The following is a 26,804-nucleotide window of genomic DNA, read 5'->3' as shown; positions in this document are numbered from 1 at the left end:
CGAGCTGGTCGACGATCAAGAGGCGTTACGACACCGGTTCCTCTCGTACACCTTCCCGTCTTGCTCACCAGACCCGGCCCATCCGGCAGTACTGGACCGTCCTGACTTCGTCGCGGCTGCTCCCACCCGACCCCGGCGTTCCCCAAGGGCAGGCTGCCGCCAGCTTCACCCCGCTGCTACGACAGCGAAGCGATGCAGGTCTCTCACCTCCATCCGAAACAACAGCGCCTCGTGGCGCACGACGTGCTCATCGACCCCGACGGTGGTGACCCCGTCCAGACGCTGTGGGTCGGTGAACAGCCAATCGGTGGCCGCGGCCAGGATGGCGTCGCTGGCGGTGTTCCACCCCACCCCGAGATTGGCCGCGGTCCGGGCGATCGAGAGCCGATCGATCACGATCGATTTCACCGCCATCGTGATCGCGTCCCGCGACAGCTTGCCCCGCGAGGCAGCGGCAGGCTTGAGGCAGTGCCGCCACGTCCGCCGACACTCGCGACAGCGATACCGCGGCACACGTACCCGCAGGATGGTTGGTTTCCAGCCGTAAGGCACATGCGCCAGGTCCCGCACCACCGTGTCATGCCGCACGCCCGGACGGGCACACCCAGGACACGGTTTCGGATCGGTCGTAGGGGCACACACCAAGACGCTGTGGTCAGGCTCGACGTGCTGGCTGAGGACCGTCAGACCGAGCCGGTCCAAACGGCAGAAGGAATCCAGGCAGGGTGCGGTAGCGTTCAACACAGGCCCTTGGGTAGTGATGTGGACTAGACACCTTCATCCTCGCCCAAGGGCCCTTTCATGCGGCTTCGACCCGCCCAGTCCCGACCGCCGGTTACCCCTCTCGATTGTGAAGAGCCGGTTTGCCCGGCGCACCTGTCTGGCATGAAGACGACACTGCAACCGGCCAGCGGCCTTGTTCCGCTGATGAGTATCGAGGACCTTGCCGACTTCCTCGGCGTGCCCGTCGCGACGATCTACGACTGGCGCGTGGACGGCAAGGGTCCGTGCGGCGTCCGTGTGGGACGCCATGTGAAGTTCACCCAAGCCGACGTGCTGGCCTGGATCGACGCCCAGCGCGAGGTCCGGCCCGGCCGGCCACGCGAGGGGCGGTGATCTGAGATGGCGCGCCCACGCACCGATGTCGGCACCTTCGGTCAGTTCACCTACATCACCGCCCACAACGGCAAGGTCAAGGCCCGGGTGAGGTTTCGGGACGACGACGGGCAACTCCGGCTCGTCCAGGCCACGGGCGACACCCGCACTGCGGCGGAGCGGGCGTTGAAGAAGAAGCTGACCCGCCGGAACAACTTCTCGGCTGGGAGCCGTGATCTGTCGGCCGACAGCACCTTCGGGCGCCTCGTGGAGGTCTGGCTCGCCGACCTGGACCTGACAGGCCGGCTCGCGCCGAGCACCCGGGGTTTGTATGAGCGGAACATGCGGCAGCTCGTCATGCCCCGCGTTCGAGCATCTGCTGTTGCGGGAGATCACGGTGCGCAAGGTCGACGAGTTCATCAAGGCGCTGGCGGCGAACAAGTCCTACAGCATGGCCAAGCAGGCTCGCACCGTGTTGAGTCTCGCGCTGGGGCTCGCGGTCCGGTACGACGCCTTACGGGAGAACCCGGTGCGCAGCATCGCGGTGCTGCACAAGCCGCCGTCGCAGGCGATGGCACTGACCTCCGCCCAGGTCGACGCGATCAGAGTGGCTGTCCGGGGTTGGCGACGCGGTACGGGGTTGTCGGGGCCGAAGCCGGATGGTCAGTTGGAGCAGATCATCGAGGTCATGCTCGGCACCTCCGGTCGCATCGGCGAAGTGCTGGCGATCCGAAAGTGTGACGTGGACGTCACCGTGACACCGGCACGGGTGCGCATCTGCGGCACGATCATCTCGCCGGCCGGGAAGCCGACCTACCGGCAGGCTCACCCGAAGACGGAGAAGTCGACCCGTGTCGTCTCGGTGCCGAGCTTCGCTGCCGAGGCGATTCGTGTCCGGCTTGCGACGATGTCCGACGAGCCGGACGAGCACCTGCTGTTCTTCAGCCGCAACCACACGCCCTTGACCACGAACAACGTCCGTCGCCGTCTGCGGACGGTCCTCGACGAAGCGGGAATCTCCGGGGTCACGCCCCACGCCTTCCGGCGTACCGTGGCGACCGTCCTGGATCGGGCCAGCGGCGCCGACCTCGCGGCAGACATGCTCGGTCACACGTCGTCGAAGATCACCAAGCAGCACTACATCGAACCCGACGAGACCGTGAACCCGGTGACAGCCGAGATCCTGGAAGCCCTCGCACCCCGCGCCGCCGAGCAGGCTGATGGCGAAGGCGGTTCTGCTTAGCTGACGGCCAGCAGGGCGCTGTGGGTGTGGACCCGCTCCAGAACCTCGTCGAAGGTGGGCGGTTCGTCGGTGCCGTAGTAGAGACCCTCCATTGCTGCGTCATGCTCGGCGTGGAGGCGCACCGCGAGCGGGCCGGTCGCATCGAAGGCTGGGCTGGCAGCGAAGCCTCCGTCAGGCACGGGTAGGTCCGGTGTGAAAGCTTGGGAGATCTCGAAGCAACTGGTGAGAACCTCGGTGACCGTTGGCTTGTCGGTGAGGAACTCCAGCACCTCGTCGTTGCCGAGGAGCGCCCACAGGTCGTAGAACTGGCGACCGATGCGTGGCCAGCCGTGTACGCCCTCTTGGGCGGCTGGGTCGCTGGCGAAGTTGTTCACCCGCAGCAGTTTCTCGATGAGGGTGCGTCCCGGATGCAGGACAGCGACGTCGAAAGCGGCCAGGTCGCCCCAGGCCGAGGTGTCGAAACCGGCGTCGGCGAGTTGGCGGGTCAGCAGCGAGGTGACCTGCCGGTCACGGTGTGGGTTCGGGCCACCGGACTGGCCGAGTTCGACCAGAATCGCGGCTGCGTCGGCGATCGCACCCGGCTCTCCAGAATGCGCGAGGGGAGGTGCGAGGTAGGCCCTGCGATGGAAACTGCCGGGCTTGCCGCCGCTGCGTCCGCCCGATGCCTCTCCGCCGGTTGCGCCGGCGGCCGCCTCGATCATCGACTTCAATGCGCGTTCGGCAACTCTGTTGGAACCGTACTCGCCGACGACCAGAAGGTCGAGGTCTTCGGAGAAACGCCGGATGATGCGGAGCTTCTCCAAGCTCGTGCCGCCCTTGAACACCACCTCGCCCGGATGGGCAACCGTGATCGCCCGCAGCGCCTCGCACGCCCAGTAGTCCTTCTCGACAGCCAACGGACGGACGCCAAGCTGCTGGGCAGCGGTCATGACAACGTCGGCGAACCCGTCGGGGTTCGAAGCTCGCCAACTCGGCAGTGTGGTCATGCGGCACTCCTCAGGATCGACAGGGCGCCGTCGGTGGTGCGACGGTCAGGGATCGGGATCTGCTCGGCAAGAGCGTGCTCGCCGAGTGACTCCAAGAGCGCCCGCAACCGTGCCCTCACCTTGCCCGGCTCGGTCCGCGAACCGCGCGCCAGATGGGCAGCACGCAACTGCCCACTGCGGATCAGCTCACGGAACCGCTCCCACGCCTCACCCGGAGGCACCTCGACTGTGCGCTCCCACTGGTCGAGGGCTTCGAGCAACGCCACTTCGCCCGAGCCAAGCTCAGCCTCCACGCGGGCATGGCGAGCCGGCCGCGCATAGAAGTCGATGTCGTGCGTTGACTCCGGCGCACGGCGTGGCACCGCGATGTGCGCCTTGCGGGGCACCTGGGTCGACACCCGGAGAAGGTTCGACGCATCCAAGCCCGTTGGCCCCACGCCGGGGCCGGGAGCGAGTTCGGCGATCACCAACTCCGTTCGGGGATAGCTCATCCCCAGCGGAGTCTTGTTTCCGCGCCAGTAGAGGCCACGACGGATGCGGCGAAGCTCACCCGCCTCCACCAGATCGGCCAGCAGATGCAGAGTCGTCGAACCTGATGTCGCCAAGTCCTCGGGTCGCCAGAACTCATTGCGCGAGCCCATGATGCGGTCGCGCTCCTGCGCGGCCGTGGCGCGGTCGCGAGTCATCGTGGTCATGGCAGCCTCCTTCCCTGCAAGACGATACGGGGAACGTCTCTATGGTCAGGTTACATCAAGATACGAGAAACATCCTTAGCGGGGAGCGGCCAAGTCTTGACCAACCCCGCTGTTCGTCTCCGCGAACTCCCCGCTTCCGATCGCGCTGAGCCTTGCACTCGCGCCGTTGCCTATCGCCTGCGCCGCAGCGCTCTACGCCCGTCCTCGGCTCCGCCGACCCCCAAAACGAATGGACGCATGCTACCGGCGGTAGTGGCCGCGCACCTGTCTCACGAAGACGTGAGAGAGGAGCGGCTGGTGAAGGGTGGTGTGACCCTGTTCCGCGGCACGGGTGCGGCCGCGCGTCGTTACCTGGAGTCCGACCGTTCCACGGCCGATGACTACTACCTGGAGGGCGGCACCGTCCTGGCGGAGTTCACCATGACCGACGCATCGGGCGAGGTAGTGGCGGAGCGGTCGCTGTCGACTGAGAAGTACGCCGCGTGGGTGGACTGGATCGACCCCCTGACCGGGACCTCGATGGGCACGCCGCGCCTGCCGGGCGGCGGACGGCGCGGTAGTCCGCGTTTCGCGGAGATGGTCGTCAACACGCCGAAGTCCCTGTCGATCGCTGCCGCGCTCCACTCGAAGGTCTCCGATGCGCTCGATGTCGCGCAGCACGACGCCGCCACGGAGATTCGGCGTTGGCTCGCGCAGCACTCGGTGACGCGCGTGGGTCCGCGTGGTTTGCAGGAGGTGGTACCGGTCGAGGGGTTGCACAGTGTTGCGGTCCTGCACCGCACGTCGCGAGCCGGTGATCCGCACCGCCACACCCACTTCCAGATCGGCACCCGCGTCCGCGCCGCCGGCCGGTGGCGGGCGTTGGACACCGCAGCACTGTTCAAGCAACAGGGCGCGATCCGCGCCCTCGGCACGGCAGTCATCGCAGCACACCCACACTTGACTGCTGTGCTCGACGCGCACGGACTCACCCTCGACCCGGTGACCGGCGAGGTCATTGAGCTGGAGCCGTACAACGCGCTCATGTCCAAGCGCGCCGCGCAGGTGGAACGGAACCTCGCCCGCTTCACCGCTGAGTGGGAGAACGCCCACCCAGGCCAAGAGCCGGGGCCCCGACGTGGACCGGGCCACCTTGGGGCACGCCTTGGTACAGGTGACAGACAAGGAGAGATAACGAACCCGCAACCTTCAGCAGCCTCCGGCGAGACGGGGTTGCGCCTCCGACGACGGGTGATGATAGGTTGGCCATAACGTCGATATCCTGAGGAGACCCGCATCATGCCCGACCCCGCCAAGATTGGCGTGTCCCGGCGCACCCTGGCCAAGGGAGTCGCGTGGACCGTTCCCGCCGCAGCCGTCGTCGCCGCCGCGCCGGCATACGCGGTCTCACAGGTTCCCCCGTACGCTCTGCAGGGGTGGCTCCGAGTTAGCCGCAACTGCGGTTGGGACTCCAACACCCTGATCTACGATTCCGCCCCCGGCTCAGGCACGGGCACCGACGGGGACCCCTTCGGCCTGTACATCAAGAACGCGCTGCCGGAGGCAACCGCGTCCGGGGCCGTACTCACCATCACCATCGGAAATGGGACCGTGACCTCCGTGACCACGCTGTCGGGGAACCAGGACTGGACAGTGACCCGTTCCGGCAACGTCATCACCGCCACGTACACCGGGGGCTGGACGTGGCAGTCCCAGATGGGCACCGACCCGGGCGCAGGCTCCCTGTGGGCGGACGGACGCCTTCGGCTCGAGATCACGGCGACACGGTCTTGCCGCGAGGTGTTCAACCTCAGCCTCCGGCGCTGCGTGAACGTCGATCCCGACGGCCCGTCCTACCCCCGCCCCCAGCAGAACGTGTGCTTCTCGCGCAGCATCCAGCTCTGATCCGCAGACAAGGAGTCACGCCATGACCGATCCGACCACAACCCCCGAGCCGCTCGAGTCCGTCGAGGAGGTGCCGACCGAGGCATCGGCAAGCGCAGCCCCAGACGCTCCGCCCGCCGCGGAGACCGGCGCGGCAGCCGCTGAGCCAACGGTCGCCACGGAAGCCAAGACGACAGAGTCGACGAGTACCAAGGGCGAGGCGTCGTCGCCCAGTGTTTCCAACCAGGAGCCGCCAAACGCCGAGCAGGCGGAGCCGGCAGAAGAGTCAGGTGAGGACACAACCGACACCTACTCGGCTGTCGCCTGCCTCTGACCGAATGGCCCGGCCGGCGACAGCCGGCCGGACTACGGGGCCCCATTCAAGTGGGAGGCCTCCGGAGCCCAGGAACAGTGGGGCGACCCCGACCTGACGCACACCAGCGCTTGCGAGCGTTGCCGAATCGTTACTCGCCGTCAGCGGGGAAGGCCCCGACCAAGGGTCCACCCGCTTGCACGAACCTGAGATAACGCTGATATGTTGTCTCTTGGAGAACAAGCCTTACTAGGGGGACCCACCCCCATGACTGAAGACACCACGAAGTTCGGCGTCTCGCGCCGCACCTTGGCCAAGGGCGCAGCTTGGAGCGTCCCCGCCGTTGCAGTGGCAGCCGCTGCCCCAGCGTATGCCCAGTCGTACTGCGTGACGGTTGATTACGCTCCGAACGCGTGGTGGACACGGCACTGCGCATCAACCACCAGTCACCCCTGATCGACAACGATGAGTTCGCCCAGGACACCGACGCAGAGGTCTTCACTGTGCCGTCGCTGACGACCGGTTGGCACGACACCCTCCGCGGGCTCGACACCCGGCTCAAGCCAGGCGTCCTTCGTCCCATCACCTTTGATCCCACTGCGTTTGATGAGGACAGCAAGGTCGGGCCGGAGGACTTGGTCTACGTCCACCTCGGACACCCGATCGTCCAGAAGGCCCAGCGCCTCCTGCGACGCTCACTGTGGAGTGTCGACTCGCCGCTGAGTCGGGTGACCGCTGTCGTCGTTGACGACCTCGATGAGTCCTTCGTCGCCGCCGTCACGCGCATGGTCCTCGTCGGCCGCGGCGGTGTCCGCCTCCACGAAGAGGTCTTCCTCGCAGGCGTGCGATTGAAGGGTCGCCGCGCTATGGCGGAGGCGAAGGCAGAAGCTGCCCTCGACAAGGCACTCGACCGCGAACATCTCAACGTTGCCGACGATCGCGTCCGCGATCAGCTCTGCGACCTGTGGAACGTCCCCGACGCGCCGCTGCGGCTGCGCCTCGAAGAGTCGATGCAGGCCCGTGCCAGCCGTCGACACGAGTTGGTCATCGAGCAGCTCGCCAAACGCCAGGCCGCGGATGTCCAGCGCGCCAAGGCGAGTCGACCATGACCAGCAAGCACGGCACCCTCTACGAGTTGGTCTGAGGAAAGTGCCGTGCTGATCGTTCGGGCGACCAAGAAGCTGCGGGACAAGATCGGCGGTGTCCCCGCCGGGCCAGGGGACGAGTCCACGGCTGCGCTGGGCGACTGGTACGCCAACCTGCTGGCGTGGCGGCGACCGCACGTCATCCCCGTGAACGCGCGAACGCTGGTCCCGGTCATCACTCCGTTGGCACCGGCGAAGGGGCTCGCGAAGCGGCTGCCGGATGTCATCGCCGATGCCTTGCTGGCTCTCGGCGTAGAGCGGGATTTCGTGGATGCTGAGCGCGAGCGCATGAGCGAGGTGCGGATCGCCCCCACGGCGGACAGGTCCGTGGTGGGCTCCATGAACGACTTCGCCTTCCTCGCCGACCATCGGCGTCAGCAGGCGGGCAACGACCTTGACGACCTGAGCGAGCTCTCGGAGGAGCTCGCTCACGTCCCTTGCGGACCGCTCTACAAGTCCCACACCTTCCCCGACGCGGAGTTGCGCGCCTTGCTCACGACCCTCGGCCCCCCGTGACGACGCGCGCCGATTCGAGAGGTCATCAGAAAGTCATCACAAACGATGCGCCACGGTCCCGAGAGGTTCCGATAGACTGACGACCGTCCGATGGAGAATCTCCAGTCCAGCCCGAGGTTTTCCAGCGGGACCCGAAGTTTGAGGTAGCGGATTCAGGCCCTCCGATCTCTCCCAGAGGTCACAGGTTCAAATCCTGTCCCCGCTACAAATGGAAACCGCCTCTGACTAGGGAACGCACCAGTCAGAGGCGGTTTTGCTTCTCAGTGCATGCACTATCCGTGCACCAGCGTCACCGCCTCCCACACCAAGATGTGGCAGATCTGCACCATCTTGGACATCGTGTCTCGCCCGGGCGCGCGGGGTCGTCAACTGTTCACGGCAGTGAACAGTTACGCGCGTCATGGGTCTCGCCCGGGTGCGCGGGGCCGGAAACTCTCGTGGCACGAGGCTTTCCATCGCCCTTCGTCTCGCCCGGGTGCGCGGGGCCGTCAAGGGGCCAAATTTGCCCCTTGATCCGGTCTCGCCCGGGTGCGCGGGGTCGAGATCCCGGCAAATTTGCCGGGTTAATGGTGGCCGGGGTCTCGCCCGGGTGCGCGTGACTGGAAAAGCCGCAAATTTGCGGCTTTATCTGGCTCATCACAAACCAAGGTGTAAAGGTTCGGCGAGGGTGGTCGGCGCGTCGATGGGTGGGTAGGGGTCGAGGTCTTTCGAAGATGGAGGTTCTCACGCCAGCCATCCGAAAGACCTCGACATGCTTGACGCTACCTTCACGCGCCCTGACCTGACCACCTTCGCCGGACTGGACGAGCTCGGTCTGGAAGTCACAGGTCAGCGACTCGAGCCCGACGCAGCGGTGTTGTCGTGTCGGGTGGTGGAGCCGGATGAGTGGTGCCGCCGGTGCGGCTGTCAGGGCGTCCCGCGCGACACCGTGACCCGGCGGTTGGCGCACGAGCCGTTCGGGTGGCGCCCCACGACGTTGCTGCTGAGGATCCGTCGCTACCGGTGCACCGGCTGCGGGCATGTGTGGCGTCAGGACACCACCAAGGCCGCTGAACCGCGGGCGAAGATCTCCCGGACCGGGTTGAGGTGGGCGTTGGTCGGGATTGTGTGCCAGCACCTGTCGATGGCGCGGATCGCGGAGGGGTTGGCAGTGTCGTGGAATACCGCGAACGACGCCGTGCTGGCCGAGGGACGCCGGGTGCTGATCGATGATCCGAACCGCCTCGACGGCGTCCGCGTGCTCGGCGTCGATGAGCATTGCTGGCGCCACACCCGCCGCGGGGACAAGTTCGTCACCGTGATCATCGATCTCACCCCGGTCCGTGACGGCACCGGGCCCGCGCGGCTGCTGGACATGATCGAGGGACGGTCGAAACAGGCGTTCAAGAGGTGGCTGGCCGAACGGGACCAGGCCTGGCGCGATGCGGTCGAGGTGGTGGCTATGGATGGTTTTAGCGGTTTCAAGGGGCGTGTCAGATCGGTTGTGTAAGGCGTGGCCTGCAACCTGAGCTGCGGGAGCGGTTCTTGAGAGGAGTCACGTCATGAAGGAAGTGTTGGACACTGTCGAGGTGGGACGACCTCGACGTGAGCCGAAGGAGCCTCAGTTCCTCAATCCTGAGCAGGCCGAGGCCTTGATCGAACAAGCCCGCGAGCAGGGGGTGGAGCTGCTTGGGGAGGGTGGCCTGCTCAAACAGATGACCAGAGCGGTGCTTGAGCGGGCACTGGCCGAGGAGCTCACCGATCACCTTGGCTACGAGATCGGCGATCCGGCCGGCATCGGCTCGGGAAACAGCCGCAACGGCTACACCCCCAAGAAACTGCACACCGAGGCCGGCACCCTGGACCTGGAGGTCCCTCGGGACCGGGCCGGCACCCACGAGCCCAAGATCGTGCGCAAGGGCCAGCGACGCCTGGCCGGAATCGACAAGATCGTGATCGGGCTCTACGCCCACGGGATGAGCGTGCGTGACATCCAGACCCATCTGCTCGACATCTACGAGATCGACATCTCTGGCGACCTGATCTCCAAGATCACCGACGCCGTGCTCGAGGAGGTCCGCGAGTGGCAGGCCAGGCCACTGGATCCGGTGTGGCCGGTGATCTTCCTCGACGCCATCATCTGCAAGGTCCGCGACGCCGGGACGGTGAAGAACAAGGCCGCGCACCTGGCCGTGGGCGTCGGCGTCGACGGCAAGAAGGAGGTCCTGGGGATCTGGGTCGAGCACACCGAGGGCGCGAAGTTCTGGCTACGGGTGATGAACGACCTCAAGGCCCGCGGCATCGAAGACGTTCTGATCGTGGTCTGCGACGGCCTGACCGGCCTGCCCACCGCGATCGAGGCCGTGTGGCCTGACGCGGTGGTGCAGACCTGCATCGTGCATCTGACCAGAGCCTCGCTGCGGTGGGTCAACTACAAAGACCGCAAACGCGTCGCGGCGCAGCTGCGGCTGATCTACGCCGCGCCCACCGAGCAGGCCGCCAAAGACGCTCTGGACGCGTGGACCGACTCCGAGATCGGGCGCCAGTACCCAGCCATCAAACGGCAGTGGGCGGCCGCCTGGGAGCAGGTGATCCCGTTCTTCGCGTTCCCGCCCGAGGTCCGCAAGGTCATCTACACCACCAACATGATCGAGTCGATCAACTACCAGCTGCGCAAGATCACCAAGACCCGCGGCAGCTTCCCCACCGACGACGCCTTGATCAAGCTGCTCTACCTCGGCTGCCGCGAAATGGGCCGCACCACTAGAGCAGGCCGCGGCGGCCGCTCCAGCTACAACTGGAAGACCGCCATGAACCAATTCGACATCATGTTCCCCGGACGACTGGACAACGCCTAACATCATCACCAGGCCAGGCCCTTACACAGCAACCCTGACAAGCCCGTTTCAAGACCGCCACCACCGAAGAACTTCCCGAGGCCACTTCGGTGATGGATCCGTTCCATGTCGTCCGCCTCGCGGGGGATGCGTTGGACCGTTGCCGCCGCCGGGTTCAACAGCGGCTGCACGGTCGCCGCGGCCGCAAGAACGACCCCCTGTACCGGGCCCGCCGCACCCTCCACACCGGTACCGATCTGCTCACCGAGAGACAGCAGGCCCGGCTCGAGGCGCTCTTCGCTGGCGATGAGCACGTCGAGGTCCAAGCCACCTGGGGGATCTATCAACGCCTGATCGCCGCCTACCGCGACCTCGATCGAGCGACAGGTCGGATGCGGATGCAGCACCTGATCGACAGCATCAGTGCGGGTGTTCCCGGCGCCCTGACCGAGGTCATCAGCCTGGGCCGGACACTGAAGCAGCGGGCCGAGGACGTGCTGGCCTACTTCGATTGGCCCAGCACCTCGAATGGACCTACTGAAGCGCTGAATGGTCGCTTGGAGCATCTGCGCGGACTGGCCCTGGGGTTCCGCAATCTCACCCACTACATCGCCCGGTCTCTTCTGGAAACCGGAGGATTCAGGCCCCAACTACACCCCCGTTTGTGATGAGCCGCTTTAGTCAACGGCAACATATCAGGGCGTCAAGGGGCCCGAGCAACTTCTCGACATCTTTGAGACCGCATCCATCACGCAGGACCGCCCGACCTGACGAGCCTCCAGATGCCAGCAGACGCGTCGCTGCTCTTGGGGCATCCAACGATCAACTCCGCGCTCGCCGCCCAACCCCCGTTCCCCGTTCAGTGAAGGACCCACTGGGTCCCACCAAGCGAACCCACAGGTACGCCCGAGGTCCTCTCTAGTAGATGCGGCGTTCCGGTGCTTCAACGCCTCCGCGCGGCTGCTGTCGGCCGGCCAGCGCACGCCGTGATCATCGGACCTCAGCGGGACACCAGCACCCCCTGCGCCACAAGGTCATCCACCGCGGCTCGCACGAGGCGCTCCGCCTCCGGATGATCCCCAGCGGCCCCCACGACCGCTTCGACAACCTCATCGAAAGAGAGCGGCTGGACTGCCGCCAGCCAGGCGAGGGCCCCGATGCCGCGAGTGAGTACGCACGTGGAGCCCTGTAGAATGAGCACCTCGGTGTCAAGCTCTATCGCATCGTGATGCTCAGCACGAACCAGCCCAGGCCGATCCGCAACCGTGCAAGAAGGGTGCTGAACAATCGCAGACCGGACAGGACCCACTTCGAGCACTTGCCGCACGAGAACAGACAGCTGACCAGCATCGCCATAGACAATCCTGTGCAGTCCCCCGCACTGATCGGCCAGTGTCGCGACGCGAGCTAGGGCCGAGGGCACGTGCGGCAGCGCCGACATATCCGACACCATCGCGACGATTCCCTCCAGCAGACCCAACCGCTCAACCGCTGGTGCCGTCAGGCCTTCCTGCCGTTCCAAGAGCACCAGTCCACTCAGCCGCAGCGCTGGGGGGCAGGTACCCAGGCCGAGCTCATCCGGGCCAAGTTCCAGCTTGACTCCGCCGCCAGCGGGAATCACGGCGAGCGGTTTCGGAAAGGGGACGATCGTGCCGTCGGGCTGCACCGCCACGGTCTCATCCGTGACATAGCCGAAGTCGTCACGACACAGCGTCCGAGCCGCCGTCGACTTTCCGGTACCGCTGGGGCCGATCAGTGCGACGACCGCGCCGGCATCGTCGCTCACGCCTGCGGCATGGAACATCAGCCATTCGCCCGCTCGTGCCTGGATCGACTGCACCGTGGCCGCCGACGTCCAGTGATAGGGGGTGCCCCCCTTCAACTGGCGGCCCTGGGTCACGTCCGGACGGAGACAACGGGACCACCGATCACTCAATGCGGGGTCTGGCAGTTCCCAGAACTCCCCGAGGATTTCCACGACGGGCGGCGACGACATAGGCCGCACCTTATCCCGGTTAGCCATCACTCCAGTCGCTGCAGCAATCCTTGGTCCGCCAAGTCCTTCAGGTACACCTCGATCATCGGCCCTATCTCCGCGACGGGCTCGTTTACAGCCTCGGCGACGCTCACCACCACGTCGATGTCTCCCTCCGCCGCGAGCAACCAGATCACCGCACTGATTCCCACCAACGCGACCGGGTTACCGTCGGGCACCCGCATCACAAAGACCCTCAGGTCATTCCCTCCCGACGGCTCGAGGACCACCTGCGCGACGTCGGAGGGGATTGCGTACGCCTCAGTCACTGCCGCACCAACCGCCTTAGTTCACGCCAAGCCAGTCCGGCCCGGCGCCAGTAAGCCCGCAGTGCGTCCCGTCGTGTGGGTGCGCGTCCCTCAAGAAGCACCAGCCGTTGCGGTTTCGGCAGCAGAAGCCTAAAGGCGGTCCGGCCTGCCCGCGCCGGCGTGGGTTCTGCCCAGACGCGAGCTGCCCAGATTGTGACCATTGAGTGCCGCACGCTCGACTCGGAGAGCACCTTCCACAACCAGTACTCCCGTCGCCCACGAAACCGTTCCAGTTCCCCGATCGCACCGGCCAGTGGAACCTCAGCCTGCAGATTCTGCGCCAACCGTCTGACGGCTAGGCGCTCGGGCTCGGACGCATCCGTCCAAGTCCGCCGAATATCCGGGTGGTCGCGACGCGTCCCGCCTCGAGCGGCATGCAGCAGCAGAACCAATCTCTGGGCCGATACCGCTGGCACCCAGCAGGGCAGCCCGGCAATCTCTATGGAGGTTCGATTCGTCCACAACCGTTCGAACGCGCCTTGGCGATCCAACCCGATGCCGGGAAACTCTCGGTGCACATCGAGATAGCCGAGTTGTGCGTGGCCCAGCGTCGCGGCGTGCTCGAAGGCCGAACCATCTTCAAACGCCACCTTGAGCTGCCAGCCGTGCTCGCTCATCGCCGCGAGGAACCGCTGCACCGCCTCGGGATCGACCCACACGTCGGCGTCGGTGCTGTGGCGAGGCACTGGCTCGCCGGGCGAATCATCCGTGGTGGGCCCGAGATCGAGCAGCGATTCATCCACTGCCGGGCCCTTGATATGCAGCAACCGAATGCCATGTCGGTCGGCGACCGCCTGCGCCACCGCGTGCGCGAAGCGGATCGCCACACCCACTGGCATCACTTCCGGCTGGACCATGGCAAGACACTATCGCCGCGGCCACCGTGCCGAGACGGGTCGGCGCGACGCGGACCGTCCCCCGCTGCCGGCAGCCCCAAGAGCCCGCGGACCACGGACTCAACGGCCTTGTCGATGGAAGCCGCCGCCGTCTCTGCAGCACGCTGCCCGCGATGATAGGGGTCATCAACATCCCACCCCATGGAGTTGCCACCGGCCACCCTGCGTGCAGCCGAGGTGAGCGCCGATCCAGTCATCGCGGCGGCGTCGAACTCTGTCACCGCCTGGGCGAACTGCTTCAGCCCGAACACTCGCTCCCAGGCCTCGGGCCAGCGCTCGAAGATCTTCAAATCATGCGCGAACTCGAACGTCAGCGCCAGGTCCGCCCACCCGAGAATGTCACCGTCCAGGGACCGACTCACGTGCCCCTCGGGCTCGCCGCCGCGCAGCTCCAGTTGGGCGGCCATCTCGCGGTCCATGGAGCGGCCGGGATAGCCGGGTACGCCGGCACTCGCGACCGTGATCGGTGCATCGCCGAGGAGCATCCTCGCTCGACGCTCAGCGTACGGCGAACGCGAGATGTTCGCCGTGCAGACGAACAGCAGGTTCAACGGCTCGGTACGCACAATCCTCCGATCAAAATAGCTCGATGTCCCCCAGCGTCAAGGTCCAATCCCGGACCGCGGGCGGCGCCCCCGCCAGCGGTCGTGTGGTCAGAATCGGACCGAATCCGGGCACTGGCACCGGAATCAACCCGGCGGCCGGCCCGGTGCGCAAACCGATCGCATAGTCGGCCCCGGTCTCCTTCAGCAACCGGGCTACCAACCGCGCGCCGGTCAGCCGATCCGGCACCAACTGCTCGATCACCGCGGCCTCAAGCGCCGGACCGCGTTGCCGCACCCGAAACACCAACCCGCCCTCCGCCCAGTCCCTGTCGGACACCGGCAGCACCCGATAGTGCAGCGGCTCGAGCGAAGTCCGCCAGGCGAGATAGTCGGGGGTCCGGTCGGTCCGGAACCCGCGGGACGGCGCGTGCTCCAGCAGCTGCTCCCCCACGGCACGGTCGGCGAGGAGTTCGCGGGCGGGTACGCCGGCCTGAGCGACCTCGGACCACAGCTTCGCGGGGACGCGCGAGCGGAGCATCCGTTTCGCGCCGCGCGCACCAGCAGGCAGCATGCCGACCGGCAGGTGGCGGGCGACGGTCCAGCCCATTTTGAGGTACCCCGGACGGCTCTGCTCATTCGGCGTGTTGAACACCATCCGGTCGCCCGCGAGCGTCAGCTCGGCGACTGCCTGCAGCGTCAGCCGCCGGAAGATCCCCCGCCCCTGATAATCCGGGGACGTGACGGTGTCGACCGCCCGGACCGCGGAATGGGTCTTGCCCTCGTCGTCCACGAACCGCCACCGCATGAAGGTGCGGAACCCGACGATCCGGTCGCGATCCAGCGCCACCCACGCCGGCGACTCGCCGAACGCGTTCTGCCGATGCTTCCAGTCGAAAAGCGCTTCGTTCGGGTCCTCCGGCTTGCGCCCGAGCGATGCACGGAAAAGCTGCTGGACCTGCTCATCGTCTTCGCGTCGAGCATTGCGAATCTTCAGGTCCGTCATACCCTCTATCTCCTGCCCCGAGTCGGCGGGCGGCTGCCCGACCAGCGGACAAATTGCCGCGCGGTTGAGTATAGGTCGGGCACAATCAGCCCGTGACTAGCAACGAATCCCAGCGCCCGATCAACGTCCTCTGGTTGATCAAAGGCTTGGGGCCCGGAGGCGCCGAGCAACTCTTGGTCTCCTCGGCACGCGTCGCCGATCACGAGCGATTCCATTTTGAGGTCGCGTTCGTTCGAGCGGACAAGACCCAGCTTGTGCCCGCCCTGGAAGAGTCCGGCGTCACCGCACACCGGCTGACCGCGGGCGGGAATCCTCGCCTGTGGCCATTGCGGCTGCGTCGCCTCATGGGCCGATTCGACGTCATCCACGCCCACTCTCCCCTGCTCGCTGGCGTTGCTCGCGTGCTGTCCCGGACCTTCCCGCGATCGCAGCGGCCTGTGCTGCTGTCGACCGAGCACAACATGTGGAGCCGCTTCGAACGGCCCACGCGCTGGCTCAACGGCGTGACCGCTCCGCTCGATGCACGCCGGTGGGCGGTCTCGGAGGAGGTCGTACGCTCGATGTGGCCGTCCCGCGCGAAAGGCGCAGAGGTGCTGATTCACGGCATCGTGCAGGGTGCCAACCCGCCGTCCGCGGACGCGCGCCAACGGGTCCGAGCCGAACTGGGGATCACCGAGGACGCCGTCGTCTCACTCACGCTGGCCAATCTGCGCAAGCAGAAGGACTACCCGAACCTGCTGCGGGCGGCCAAGAAAGCGTTCGCGCAGAACCCCGACCTGGTCATGCTGGCCGCAGGCCAGGGCCCGTTGATGGACGAGATGACCGCGCTGCACAAGGAGCTCGAGGCGGGCGACCGTTTCCGCTTCCTCGGGTACCGCAGCGACATCAGCGACCTCCTCAGTGCCGCGGACATCTTCACGTTGTCGTCCGAGCACGAGGGACTGCCCGTGTCGATCATGGAGGCCATGGACGCCGGGCTGCCCGTTGTGGCGACGACCGTGGGCGGCGTTCCGGAAGCAGTTGCCGACGGCGTCAGCGGGATCCTCGTCCCCCCGCACGACCACGAACGGCTCGCGTCGGCAATCCTGAAGCTCGCCGACGACCCAGACCTCCGCGCCAGCATGGGCGCCGAAGGTCGCTCACGCGCCCCGCGGTTCGACATCCGCACTGCGGTGACCGCGCAGCAGGACGCGTACGCCGCCGTCGCGCGCTAGGAACTCATCCCAACGGCCTTAGCGACGCGGACGATCCCGGCATACGCGCGCTCGGCCGCCAAGTTTCCGGTGAGCTTCGCCGCGAAGAACTCGTCCGGGTCCGTGCGCCGGACTGGCACGCGCTTGAGCCGCATCCGGTCGGTCAGTCCAGCGTTGCGACCGAGCTCCCCGGTCGACGAGCTCCGGAAACGCTCACGGAGAGCGTCCTCCATTCCAGGAACCGGGACTCCCCAGGGATACGTGAAGTGCCGTGGCGTCACCCCCAAGTGCTGCTCGATCTCAGCGGTGCACCTATCAAGCTCCACCTCCGTCAGCTCGGCGGGAGGAACGTGATTGTGGGTGTGGTTGCCGATCGTGCAGAGACCAGAGTCGACCATCTCGGCAAGCTGATCCCACGACAGTCCCTTCCCCGGCGACCCCTTGGCGGTCGCGCCCTCCCAGCGCATGGTCTTCGAGAGGTACGCCGTCGCCACATAGATGGTGAACGGCAGTTGACGCTCACGCAGCAATGGCCACGCGTGCTGATAGACGTCCTCAAACCCATCATCGAAGGTCAACACGAACGATGCCCGGCGCTCATCGGCGTCGAGTCGATCGAGCGCGGCATCCAGCGACACCACGTCGTGACCGGCCAGCAGATCGACCTGACGTTCGAAGGCGTCCGCCGGAAGATCCAGTTCGTCGGGAGTGCCACCGCCCAAGCGGTGATAGATCAGGAGCGTGGCGCCTTCGGCCGGTCGGCTGCCTGGGACGCCCGCCAGCACTCGCTTGAGGCGCACACGAGGGGACTCAGGCATCCACCAACTCCTGTTTCGGCGCGGCTCGGGATCGTCGACGGGCATCGGTGACGACAGGAAGGGCGAGGAGGATCACGAAGAACGGGAGCATCAGACTCCGCTGGCGGGCAAGGATGCCGAAGTTGCCGAAGCCCGAGAAGGCGATGACAAACCCCACTACGTAGGCCAGCGCGAAGGTCACATAGGGGTTGGTCCTCAGCAACCGCGGCAGTGTCTTGAGTTGGGGCCAGGCCTTGATCAGCAGCACGATCAGCACCAGCCCCTCGAGGCTCTGCAAGAGAACCAACGGCGAACTGGCCTCCCAGGGGAACGGCCGGAAGAGCACGGTCACAAAGGCTGCGGGAATGCCCAAGGGAGACCCGAGCGGCACCGGCTCAAAAACAGACCCCCCCTGCTCCGTTTGACCGCCCGCCCACTCGACCTTCTCCGTGACGCTGTCCACGGTGACCTCTTGGACGCCCAAGAAGTCAGCCGAGGATTGGATGAAGTACCCCAAGGCCACCGCCATAATCGCCACGCCGACGACCTTGCCGACGACCGACACCGGACTCCTGTCCGTGGGGCGCAGCAGCTGAGCGACAGCCAGCGCGGCCAACAGGAGGACAGCAATATGTGGGCGAATCAAGGTGACTCCACCAGCCCCCACAGCGATCCACACCAACCCCAGCAGCCGCCCGGTGAAGAACCGAGCGGCGCCATAGGCGACCACCCCCACGAACAGCAGGATCCAGGATTCCTTGCCGATGCTGGACGGCCAATACAAGAGGGAGGGCAGCAAGAACAGGAGCACCGCATAGCGCCGATAGCGCCCCTCGGGGCACGCTGTCCTGAACGCCCTAAAGATCAGGTACACCCCCCAGAACGCCATGCTGCCGAAGACATAGAACCCTGCGAGCGGCGAGGGCCCGGTGAACACATAGACGCCGGTGGTGATGAGCTCCATCGCGATGGTGCCCGCCTTGCCGTCGTACTGCGCCCACGTGATGACGCCATCACGCCACGATTGATAGTAGAGCGCGGCAAAGTCGTTGTAGCGAACCGCGTCACCAGCTCGGTTGTAAATGAAGAACACCGAAACGTAGCGGAAGAAGATGCCGATGCACTTGGCGATGAAGCCAGCGATCAGCACTTTCGTCACGAAAGAATCGCGCTCAACCTTTCGGGCAATCCAAATCAGCACCGCGTTGATGATGATGATCGCAGGCAGCACGATCATGGTGCCCCACGATGCATAGGACTGAGTGCGCATCGCCCAGGACATCACGAGCACATACGCGACAATGGCACCCAGCCCAGCGACTATTGCGGCCCATTGGAGCCGTGACAGTCCTCTCACGACTGCTACGAACGCAGCGCGTTGTCGACGTCCGAGGCCTCTTCGGGAAGGGACCGCTGCGCAGGACGCGACTCCGTGGGCGGCTCCGCACTCGCGAGTTCGGCCGGCTTCTCCTTCACCCGGGCGGCCTTCCTTTGCTTCTTTCGCGGGTCGTCCCCATAGCCGTAGCCGTACCGGGAGCCATAACCCTCCGCACGGCGAGCGGGCGCGCCAATGAGGATCGCTCCGGTGACGGGCACTTGGAACCGGCCGAGCAACTCCGCGACACGCTGACCTGCCTGTTCGGTCAGCCGCCCGCTGCGGACGACCAACAGAACAGTGTCGACGAGCGGCAGCACATCGAACACATCACTCGCCGCGAGCAAGGGTGCCGTGTCCACTATGACGACATCGGCAAGCTGTCGGGCTTCAGCCAGAATGGGCTCGAGCCGGCTGGTCAAGGCCGCCGGGTGATCCAACCGGGTTCCTGCCGTCATAATGTAGACACCGGAGACATTCGTCGGCCGGATGAGCGGCTGGATCGACTCACTCGCAGCTTGCACCAGATGGTCGGAGATCCCAGCACCTTGCGGGACATCAAACTGATTGTGCGCATCGGGCGACCGCAGATCGCAGTCCAGCACGAGCACACTCTGGCCGGTCTCTGCGAAGCTCGCGGCGAGGTTGGCGACGCTGGTGGTCTTCCCCTCTGACTCGAACGCTGAGCTCACGAGGATCACCCGGGCTGGCTGGAACTCGCCACCGTCGCCAGCCGCTGTCGCGTCCTGGGGCGTCCACTCGCCCTGCACCTGCTGACCGGGCAGGTGCATGAGCGCGGTGCGCGCAGCACGATAACCGTTCGCATACTCACCCAGCGGCTCGGCGACCACCCCCAACCGACCGGGCACCCGATCCGCGCGCTTCAGACGCGGCACCTGTGCCACAACCGGCATACTGATCGCCTCGTGCACCTCCTGCCGCGTCCGGAGGCGGGAGTCGAAGCGGTCAAGGATGAGCGCCACACCGAAGCCCACGATGAGTCCCAAGAGTGCGGCCAACGCCGTCCGCGGAATGCGTCCCGCGGGCAGTCTGAGAGCGACCGCGCTCTCAGCAGGAATTGCTGTGGCTTCTTGCAAGATTGAAAGCTGGGCATCCCCAGTGCCTTGGTGGCCTTCATCGAAATAGCGCACGGTCTCCGCCGCGAACGTGTTGGCAACCTGGGCAGCACGCGCCCCATCTGCGCTGGTGGTGGAGATGGTGAGCGCCTGAGCCTCCGGAACCTCTTCCACCGTAAGACCCGACGCGAGGACAGCGGGATCACCTTGGTAATCCAAAGCTGCGGCAGCACGCTTCGGGATCTCACCGGTGGTGACGAACAGCTTCACCCGCCCTAGCGAGGCGGACTGCACACTGCTTGCAGCCGCCTGAGGGTCGCTCGGCCTCGACCCGACCAACAGCGTGGACGTCGCGGTGTACGAGCCAACCTGACGGCTCGTGTCCGTCATCGCTGGCGTGATCAACCACACCACACCCGCCGCAACCAAGACGCACGCGACGATCAAAATCCAGCGTTCCCGGAAGACTTTCCAGTACTCGTGCAAGGTCATACGCGTTCCGTCCCCCGAGTCTCCTTGAGCGAGATAGCTTCGGGCACTGTACCCCGCTATCCTCTCGCCACCTACTTCTGTTCAGCTTCCTTGGCCGTACGCCGTGCGAACGGCTGCGCGTCCACGCCGATCAGGACCACCCCGGTGTCAGCGTGCGGGTAGCGATGGAGCAGCTCCATCGCTCGTGTTGCCGCGGCGGGTTCCAGGCGCCCACTCCGCACCGAGACCAGCACCATGTCCGCCAGCGGCAGGAAATCAAAAACTTCGCTCGCAGCCAGCAGCGGCGGCGCCTTCAGGATAACGACGTCGGCCATTCCCTTGGCCGCTTCGAGTGCTTGGCCCAGCCGGCTGGTCACCAGGACAGGCTGCCCGGTGTCCGTGCCCGCGGTCACCAACTGGACGCCAGGCACGCGGGACGGGTGAGTAAACCTCGTGAGCGTGCCGCCCGGGGCCGCGAGATAGTCGCTGACGCCCTCCAACTCGGGCACGTCCAGCAACTCGGCGAGACCCGCACTCCGCAGGTCACCATCCATGACCAACACCCTCAGGTCCGCCCCCAGGCCCGCAGCCAGATTGACGACCGCCTCATCGGCGCCGCCGGCCAGGGGCGTCACAACGATCACGTACCCGGCGTCACCGCCAGACTCCCGCCCCTTCTCCGCCCTCGCATGCAGCACCGCTGAGGTCAGCACGCGATAGCCGTCGGCTTCTGAGCTGCGCGGATCATCGAGGACGGCGATCCCAGCGGTCGACCGAGCACGACGCGGACGCGGAATCTCGGCGAATACCGGCAGCGCAAGCGCCCGCGCCACCTGACGGCGCGTCTGCAGGCGGGGATCAAGCCGACCGACGAACAACACCAAGCCGACACCGAGGACCAGCCCAACGATCGCAGCGGCCAGTGTGCGCCCCCATTTCGACGGGGGCGCCACGTACGCCTCGGTGGTCTCATTGGGCAGCGCCGTCGCCTCCTCAAGCAGGATGACGTCCACGCCGATGCTCCGCCCCGGCCCCGCAAAGTACTCCACTGCAGCCTCAGCAAACGCGTTCACTGTCTCGACCGCGGGGCGGCTGTCCTTCGACGTCATCGAAATGGCGACACTGTTGCTCTCGGCGTCTGCGTGCACATGAATCCGGCCCGCCAGAACGGCAGGGTCTCCGCTGTACCCAAGTTTCTGAGCCGCGATGTGTGGGATCTCGCCCGTTCTCACCAGCAACGCGATTCGATTGAGCGCGAGGGTGTTGTCGACACGAGTTTGCGTTGGGCTCGGGGTTGGCGCGGGGCTCTGCGACCCCGACGGCGTTGCGGTTGCACGCGGGCTCGCGGTTGAATTTGCGGCGGCGCTCGGCGAAACCGGTGTGCGCTCGCCCCCCGCGCCCCGCCCTTCTGGCTCATCGCCATCAAGTGGCACGCGCGGCACGACCAACAGGGTGGCTATCGCATCGAAGTTCGCGACCTGGCGCTCGGTGTTGATCGACACAGGCGTGATCAGCCACATCAAAGCGCCAGCAACCAGGGAACACGCCACGGACACGGGCCAGAGTCGCCGCAGTGCCTTCAAAGCCTCCAGCACTGTCACGTTGCGCTCCGTCCCGAACTCCTCATGCCCACGTCGCTGACCAACGGTACCCCGAACGAGCCTTCCGGCGGATCCCGTGGGACAACCTGCGCCCCGGGAAGAAAACCCTGCAACAATAGCCGGGTGAAAAGCCCTTCGCAGGAATCGGGGGAACGCCTGCGGATCGCCCACCTCACGACGGTCGACATGAGTCTGGCACTGCTGTTGGCTACCGAACTCCAGGTAGACCTTGAAGCTGGCCATGAGGTCTTCGGCATCAGCGCGCCGGGACCATATGTCGAACGCGTCGAGGCCTTGGGCCTCCAGCACGTCCCCATCGACACGCTTACCCGCCGCTGGAACCTCCTCGGCGACGCACGCGCGTTCGTCGAACTATTTCGCACGCTCCGCCGCCTCAAGCTGGATGTGCTGCACACCCACAACCCCAAGACTGGGGTGATGGGACGCATCGCGGGACGTCTCGCCCGGGTCCCGGTCGTGGTCAACACCTGCCACGGGCTCTGGGCCCGGCCCGAGGACCCTTTGCTCAAGCGAGTGTTGGTTTACGGCGCGGAGGCGCTCGCCATCCGGTTTTCGGACTTCGAGTTGTTCCAGAACGCCGAGGATGCAAAGACCCTCCGCCGGTTCCTCAAGAAGGGCCGCTGGCGGGTGGTGGGCAACGGCATTGACCTCGAGCGCTTCAAGCCGGATCCCGAAGGGCGACGGCGGGTCCGAGCAGAGCTCGGTATCGCAGACGACGAACTGCTCGTCGGGACGGTTGGCCGTCGAGTGCGCGAGAAAGGCTTGGCCGAGTACGCCGAAGCGGCCCACGCCTTGGGCCACCGCGCCCGCTTCATCTGGGTGGGTCCGGACGACGACACCGATGGGTCCGCGCCCGTTCCACACCAGGAAGCAGTCCACTTCGTTGGGGAACGCACGGACATGCCCGCCGTCTACTCGGCTCTCGATGTGTTTGCCCTACCAACCTATCGGGAGGGATTCTCACGCGCCTCCATGGAGGCTGCCGCCTGCCGCGTGCCCATGGTGCTTTCCGACATCCGCGGCTGCCGGGAGATCGGAACCAGCGAGGAACACCTGCTCCTGGCACCGGCGCATGACGCTGACGCACTCACCGCCGCCATCGCCCGCCTCTTGGAGGACCCCACGTTCCGGGCGCGACTGGGCGCTACAGCCCGAGTGCGGGCACAGGCTGAGTTCGACCAGCGCCAGATAGCCCAGATTTCATTGGACACATATGCGTCGATCACTCGCAACAAGGGGCTCCCTGCGAAGGCTGAGAATCATCGCATCACCGTTCTTCATGTGCTGCCGCAGGATCAAGAGCGAGGCGCGCAGGTGTACGCCGGCCAGCTCCGCGACGCCCTGGCCGATGACACAGGGCAACGCCACCTCGTGGTGACGCTCTTCCAGTCCCCCGATGCCGCGGCCCGCGCGGACATCAAACTCGGCATCGCGGGCGGTCTGCTGCGACGAGTGGGCATGGATCCGCGCGCTGTCCTGCGCCTCCGCCAATCGCTTCAGCACGAGGACGCCGACCTGGTCGTCGCGCACGGTGGGGAGGCACTTAAGTATGTCGTGGCCGCCGCCGGCAAGACGCCAACTGTGTATTACAAAGTCGGGTTGTCGTCTGCAGAGATTGCCCGCCCTCAGCATCGCCTCCTCTATCGGGCTCTGAGCAACCGCGTGACCAGAGTCGTCGGAGTCTCACGACCCATTGTCGACCAAGTAGCCCGTCTGTTTGGCGTTCCGCGTGATCGCACGACGTTGATTCCGAATGGACGAGACCCGCAGCGCTACCACCCTTTGGGCAACGGTGAGCGTCCCGTGGATCCGCCGCGCGTGCTGTTCGTCGGGCGACTCGAACCGGGCAAGAGACCCGACCTGTTCCTTGATGTCGTCCAGGACCTTCAATCGCGCGGATTGGGGTTTTCCGCCGCGATCGCTGGCGACGGGCCCTTGCACGCGGCGCTTGCCCCGCGGGCCGCTGCGCTCCAGGTGGAGTTGTTGGGATCCCGCTCGGATGTGCCGGAGTTGCTGCGCCGGTCGGCCGTCTTGGTCATGACGAGTGCCGCCGATACGGAGGGGATGCCCGGCGTCCTCATCGAAGCTGGCCTGTCCGGTCTCCCTGTCGTGTCGACCACCGCTGCGGGTGTCGCTGATGTCCTTGCGGATGGACGCACCGGAGCCATCGTGCCAGGCGATTCCGTAACAGAACTCGCTGATCGCGTGGCGTTCCTCATTGAGGACATCGCCGAACGAACGGCGTGGGGCGCGGCGGCACGCGCACGCTGCATTGATCTGTTTTCCCTGGACGCAACGGCACAACAGTGGCGACAACTGACCGAAGAGCTGGCAGCCTCCCAAGGTGAGGTGGCGACTATTAACGGAGAGCTGACGGTGGTGGCATGACGTCGACCGGTGTGGATGGGGAGCGGCCGCCTGGCGGATGGGCGATCCTGCGAGGGCTGATCTCTCCGTACAAGGGTCGGATCGCCCTGTTGTCGTTGGTGTCTTTGGGTGGAGCACTGCTCGAAGCGCTTTTCATTGTTCTTCTGACCGGGATCGGGATGGCACTCGCCGGAGGCAACGATCGAGTCGGTCCGGCCTTCGGCCGATTCCTGTCGGTACCCAGCGCTCTCGTCGTCGCCGCCCTCACCCTTGCTCTACGGGTCACTTTTAGTCTGTTGAGCGTCAAGGTGTCGGCCTACCTCGCTGCAGCGGTCACGACCACGCAGCGTCAACGGCTGTCGCACGCCTACCTCCGCACGAGCTGGGCCGTCCAACAAACCGAGCCAGCTGGGCGCCTCCAAGAGCTCCTGACCTCATTCGTTACCCGCATCACTCAGACCGTATCGACTCTGGCAACAGCCATTACCGCAGGTTTGAGTCTTCTCGCCTTCCTCGGCACTGGGCTGGTCGTCAATCCATTGGCGACGGCGGCCGTGCTGATCGCCTTGACTGTGGTGGGCGGGATTCTGACGCCGATCCGGAGGGCAATTCGCCGTCGGTCGAGTCGCAACGCAAAGGCCAACCTGGCATTCGCAAACTCCGTCTCCGAGCTGGGCTCACTCGGTCTCGAGATGCAGACGTTTGGCGCGGAGCGCCACTTCGAGGAGCGGATCGACAATCTCACGGCAGACTCGACACTTACTCAGCGACGCACCCAAGAACTCCAAGGCGCAATGCCCCAGATCTACATGACCCTAGCCTACGGTGCCGTACTCGCTGGTGTGGCAGCCCTTTCACTGGCACCAATCTTCGACCTCGCGGTCGTCGGTGCCGTCATGCTTCTGATGCTCCGGTCCTTGAGCTATGGTCAGCAGTTGTCCACGGCCTCAGCGACAATCGCAGCGTCGCTCCCCTTCCTTGAGGGAGTCGAAGACACAGTGCGTCAATATGCCGATGCCTCCGCCGTTCGCGGCGCGGCCCAGCCAGCTGCGGTGCTTCCTTTGGAAGTCGACGATGTGAGCTTTGCGTACGCAGAGCATCCGGCGCTGACTGACGTCACATTCCGGCTCGCACCCGGCGAAGCGATTGGAGTCATCGGGCCATCCGGTGCAGGCAAGTCAACGCTGGCCCAGCTCCTGCTTGGCCTCCGCCCACCCAGCAAGGGCACCATCCGCGCCGGCGGTGTACCACTACAAGACGTCGACCGGGAATGGTGGAGTCGGCGCGTGGCCTTTGTGCCGCAGGAGGCTCGGCTCTTCACCGGGACGGTAGCCGAGAACATTCGTTTTTTCCGCGATGGGATCAGCGACAACGACCTGCGCAGGGCCGCACTACAGGCAAACATTCTTAGCGAGATCGAGAACCTTCCGGATGGATTCGACACGCACCTCGGCGAACGCGGCAACCAACTCTCCGGAGGGCAAAGGCAGCGCTTGTCCATCGCCCGAGCACTAGCGGTGCGGCCCGAGCTACTGATTCTGGACGAACCGACATCTGCCCTGGACGGCCAAAGCGAAGCCCTTATCCGATCCACCCTCGCCGAGCTCCACGGTCAGCTCGCAGTCGTTATCATCGCTCACCGAATGTCGACCCTTGATATTTGTAACCGGATCATGGTGATCGAATCCGGCCAGATGACCGCGCTGGATACCCCGAATGGCCTTCGCGGCAGAAGCGCCTTTTACCGCAAGGCCCTCGCGGTCGCCGGAATCGCCTGAAAAGAGGCTACGAGATGCGCGTGCTGCTGCCCTAATGTTGGCCGCGGCGTCATGGACTGGAGTTTCCTGATTTTTGCACGCCCCTGACTGGTTAACTCGCTCTTCACAATCCAGGGTGTAGTCGGGGTCTGAATCCGCCAATCTCGCGTAGTGCGCGTGCGATTGTAGTGCGTGAGATTTCAGAAAACCAGGGCCAGGCCGCGTAGGTGTTCCAGGCGGCCGTTGATTGAGAGTATTTTAAATCCCTGGAGGCCGCCCGATCTTGCCAGACGGAGCCGCTGATATAAACCGCCCCGGGTTGGTTCAGCCTGTCATCATCGACCTCACCCCCGTCCGCGACGGCACCGGCCCAGCCCGGCTACTCGACATGATCAAAGGCCGCTCCAAACAGGCCTTCAAGACCTGGCTGAGCGAGCGCGACCAAGCCTGGCGCCGCCGCCTAAGAGGCGGTGGCGATGGATGGATTCACCGGGTTTCAAAACCGCCACCACCGAAGAACTCCCCAAAGGCCACCACCGTGATAGACCCATTTTATGCCGACTGTCAAGGGCCATCTGAAAGTGATCAGTGGCGGTCTTGGAACCTGAACGGTGGTGGCCATGGGAACTGAACGGTGGCGGCCATGGGATCTCCCCCTGGGGTGGGAGGCCGCCACCGGCCTGGGAG

24 protein-coding genes and 2 pseudogenes are annotated in these 26,804 nt (G+C 65.7%); 14 read left to right on the top strand and 12 right to left on the bottom strand.

The window, feature by feature from the left end:
- Positions 1 to 165: 165 nt before the first annotated feature.
- Positions 166 to 642 carry a transposase family protein gene (locus tag ACQ260_RS14345; protein ID WP_432560143.1) on the bottom strand — a complete coding sequence of 159 codons (477 nt, stop codon included), beginning with the start codon at positions 640 to 642 and terminating at the stop codon, positions 166 to 168.
- A gap of 285 nt (positions 643 to 927) precedes the next feature.
- Here ACQ260_RS14345 and ACQ260_RS14340 point away from each other — a divergent pair, with 285 nt between their 5' ends.
- Positions 928 to 1,116: a helix-turn-helix transcriptional regulator gene (locus tag ACQ260_RS14340; protein ID WP_432560137.1), complete on the top strand. Its 189-nt coding sequence runs from the start codon at positions 928 to 930 to the stop codon at positions 1,114 to 1,116.
- Between the two features lie 310 nt (positions 1,117 to 1,426).
- Complete coding sequence (locus ACQ260_RS14335) at positions 1,427 to 2,338, top strand: tyrosine-type recombinase/integrase (protein ID WP_432560136.1); 912 nt, start codon at positions 1,427 to 1,429, stop codon at positions 2,336 to 2,338.
- Here the strand turns inward: ACQ260_RS14335 and ACQ260_RS14330 are convergent.
- Positions 2,335 to 3,324: a nucleotidyl transferase AbiEii/AbiGii toxin family protein gene (locus ACQ260_RS14330; RefSeq protein WP_432560135.1), complete on the bottom strand. Its 990-nt coding sequence runs from the start codon at positions 3,322 to 3,324 to the stop codon at positions 2,335 to 2,337. The two genes, ACQ260_RS14335 and ACQ260_RS14330, sit on opposite strands and share 4 nt — an antisense overlap.
- Entirely contained in the window at positions 3,321 to 4,019 is a 699-nt protein-coding gene (locus ACQ260_RS14325; protein ID WP_432560134.1) for a hypothetical protein, read from the bottom strand. The genes ACQ260_RS14330 and ACQ260_RS14325 overlap by 4 nt, the downstream gene beginning before the upstream one ends.
- Before the next feature lie 297 nt (positions 4,020 to 4,316).
- Here ACQ260_RS14325 and mobF point away from each other — a divergent pair, with 297 nt between their 5' ends.
- From mobF to ACQ260_RS14285, 8 genes and pseudogenes are all read left to right on the top strand, one after another.
- Entirely contained in the window at positions 4,317 to 5,270 is a 954-nt protein-coding gene (gene mobF / locus ACQ260_RS14320) for a MobF family relaxase (RefSeq protein WP_432560133.1), read from the top strand.
- A 27-nt stretch (positions 5,271 to 5,297) separates the two neighbouring features.
- Positions 5,298 to 5,903, top strand: coding sequence for a hypothetical protein (locus tag ACQ260_RS14315; protein ID WP_432560132.1), 606 nt, complete (start codon positions 5,298 to 5,300; stop codon positions 5,901 to 5,903).
- 22 nt (positions 5,904 to 5,925) lie between these two features.
- Positions 5,926 to 6,216: a hypothetical protein gene (locus ACQ260_RS14310; protein ID WP_432560131.1), complete on the top strand. Its 291-nt coding sequence runs from the start codon at positions 5,926 to 5,928 to the stop codon at positions 6,214 to 6,216.
- Between the two features lie 392 nt (positions 6,217 to 6,608).
- Positions 6,609 to 7,304 (top strand): hypothetical protein, encoded by a 696-nt coding sequence (locus ACQ260_RS14305; RefSeq protein ID WP_432560130.1) that lies wholly within the window; start codon positions 6,609 to 6,611, stop codon positions 7,302 to 7,304.
- 45 nt (positions 7,305 to 7,349) lie between these two features.
- Positions 7,350 to 7,856, top strand: a complete 507-nt coding sequence (locus tag ACQ260_RS14300) for a DUF6933 domain-containing protein (RefSeq protein ID WP_432560129.1) — start codon at positions 7,350 to 7,352, stop codon at positions 7,854 to 7,856.
- 751 nt (positions 7,857 to 8,607) lie between these two features.
- The gene (locus ACQ260_RS14295) at positions 8,608 to 9,345 is read left to right on the top strand and encodes a transposase (protein WP_432560128.1); all 738 of its coding nucleotides are present in this window, start codon (positions 8,608 to 8,610) and stop codon (positions 9,343 to 9,345) included.
- 52 nt (positions 9,346 to 9,397) lie between these two features.
- Positions 9,398 to 10,693: an IS256 family transposase gene (locus ACQ260_RS14290; RefSeq protein ID WP_432560127.1), complete on the top strand. Its 1,296-nt coding sequence runs from the start codon at positions 9,398 to 9,400 to the stop codon at positions 10,691 to 10,693.
- A 47-nt stretch (positions 10,694 to 10,740) separates the two neighbouring features.
- A pseudogene (locus ACQ260_RS14285) lies at positions 10,741 to 11,340 on the top strand (ISL3 family transposase); the annotation flags it as partial.
- A gap of 332 nt (positions 11,341 to 11,672) precedes the next feature.
- On the opposite strand, the gene ACQ260_RS14280 reads toward ACQ260_RS14285, so the two are convergent.
- From ACQ260_RS14280 to ACQ260_RS14260, 5 genes are all read right to left on the bottom strand, one after another.
- Positions 11,673 to 12,512: a P-loop NTPase family protein gene (locus ACQ260_RS14280; RefSeq protein ID WP_432560126.1), complete on the bottom strand. Its 840-nt coding sequence runs from the start codon at positions 12,510 to 12,512 to the stop codon at positions 11,673 to 11,675.
- Positions 12,513 to 12,694: 182 nt separating this feature from the next.
- Positions 12,695 to 12,976, bottom strand: a complete 282-nt coding sequence (locus tag ACQ260_RS14275) for a hypothetical protein (protein WP_432560125.1) — start codon at positions 12,974 to 12,976, stop codon at positions 12,695 to 12,697.
- Positions 12,973 to 13,872: a nucleotidyltransferase family protein gene (locus ACQ260_RS14270; RefSeq protein WP_432560124.1), complete on the bottom strand. Its 900-nt coding sequence runs from the start codon at positions 13,870 to 13,872 to the stop codon at positions 12,973 to 12,975. Before ACQ260_RS14270 ends, ACQ260_RS14275 begins: the two co-directional genes overlap by 4 nt.
- Positions 13,854 to 14,477 (bottom strand): arsenate-mycothiol transferase ArsC, encoded by a 624-nt coding sequence (locus tag ACQ260_RS14265; protein ID WP_432560123.1) that lies wholly within the window; start codon positions 14,475 to 14,477, stop codon positions 13,854 to 13,856. Before ACQ260_RS14265 ends, ACQ260_RS14270 begins: the two co-directional genes overlap by 19 nt.
- Before the next feature lie 10 nt (positions 14,478 to 14,487).
- A complete protein-coding gene (locus ACQ260_RS14260) occupies positions 14,488 to 15,459 on the bottom strand; it encodes a GNAT family N-acetyltransferase (protein ID WP_432560122.1) in 972 nt (323 codons plus the stop codon).
- Between the two features lie 92 nt (positions 15,460 to 15,551).
- Here ACQ260_RS14260 and ACQ260_RS14255 point away from each other — a divergent pair, with 92 nt between their 5' ends.
- Complete coding sequence (locus tag ACQ260_RS14255) at positions 15,552 to 16,673, top strand: glycosyltransferase (protein WP_432560121.1); 1,122 nt, start codon at positions 15,552 to 15,554, stop codon at positions 16,671 to 16,673.
- Here the strand turns inward: ACQ260_RS14255 and ACQ260_RS14250 are convergent.
- From ACQ260_RS14250 to ACQ260_RS14235, 4 genes are all read right to left on the bottom strand, one after another.
- On the bottom strand, positions 16,670 to 17,470 hold the full coding sequence (locus ACQ260_RS14250; RefSeq protein WP_432560120.1) for a polysaccharide deacetylase family protein: 801 nt from the start codon (positions 17,468 to 17,470) through the stop codon (positions 16,670 to 16,672). The two genes, ACQ260_RS14255 and ACQ260_RS14250, sit on opposite strands and share 4 nt — an antisense overlap.
- Positions 17,463 to 18,740 (bottom strand): hypothetical protein, encoded by a 1,278-nt coding sequence (locus ACQ260_RS14245; protein WP_432560119.1) that lies wholly within the window; start codon positions 18,738 to 18,740, stop codon positions 17,463 to 17,465. The genes ACQ260_RS14250 and ACQ260_RS14245 overlap by 8 nt, the downstream gene beginning before the upstream one ends.
- Positions 18,741 to 18,811: 71 nt before the next feature.
- Positions 18,812 to 20,170 carry a tyrosine-protein kinase family protein gene (locus ACQ260_RS14240; protein WP_432560118.1) on the bottom strand — a complete coding sequence of 453 codons (1,359 nt, stop codon included), beginning with the start codon at positions 20,168 to 20,170 and terminating at the stop codon, positions 18,812 to 18,814.
- Between the two features lie 293 nt (positions 20,171 to 20,463).
- Positions 20,464 to 21,972, bottom strand: a complete 1,509-nt coding sequence (locus ACQ260_RS14235; protein WP_432560117.1) for a tyrosine-protein kinase family protein — start codon at positions 21,970 to 21,972, stop codon at positions 20,464 to 20,466.
- Between the two features lie 123 nt (positions 21,973 to 22,095).
- Between ACQ260_RS14235 and ACQ260_RS14230 the strand changes: the two genes are divergently transcribed.
- The 3 genes and pseudogenes from ACQ260_RS14230 to ACQ260_RS14220 form a co-directional block, all read left to right on the top strand.
- Positions 22,096 to 24,381 carry a glycosyltransferase gene (locus ACQ260_RS14230; protein ID WP_432560116.1) on the top strand — a complete coding sequence of 762 codons (2,286 nt, stop codon included), beginning with the start codon at positions 22,096 to 22,098 and terminating at the stop codon, positions 24,379 to 24,381.
- Positions 24,378 to 26,138, top strand: coding sequence for an ABC transporter ATP-binding protein (locus tag ACQ260_RS14225; RefSeq protein WP_432560115.1), 1,761 nt, complete (start codon positions 24,378 to 24,380; stop codon positions 26,136 to 26,138). Before ACQ260_RS14230 ends, ACQ260_RS14225 begins: the two co-directional genes overlap by 4 nt.
- Positions 26,139 to 26,448: 310 nt before the next feature.
- Positions 26,449 to 26,673: pseudogene (locus tag ACQ260_RS14220) on the top strand (transposase); the annotation flags it as partial.
- Positions 26,674 to 26,804: the final 131 nt, after the last annotated feature.

Source organism: Ammonicoccus luteus (assembly GCF_050880385.1).
Taxonomy (GTDB): Bacteria; Actinomycetota; Actinomycetes; order Propionibacteriales; family Propionibacteriaceae; genus Enemella.
This window is presented reverse-complemented; position numbering and strand designations above follow the sequence as displayed.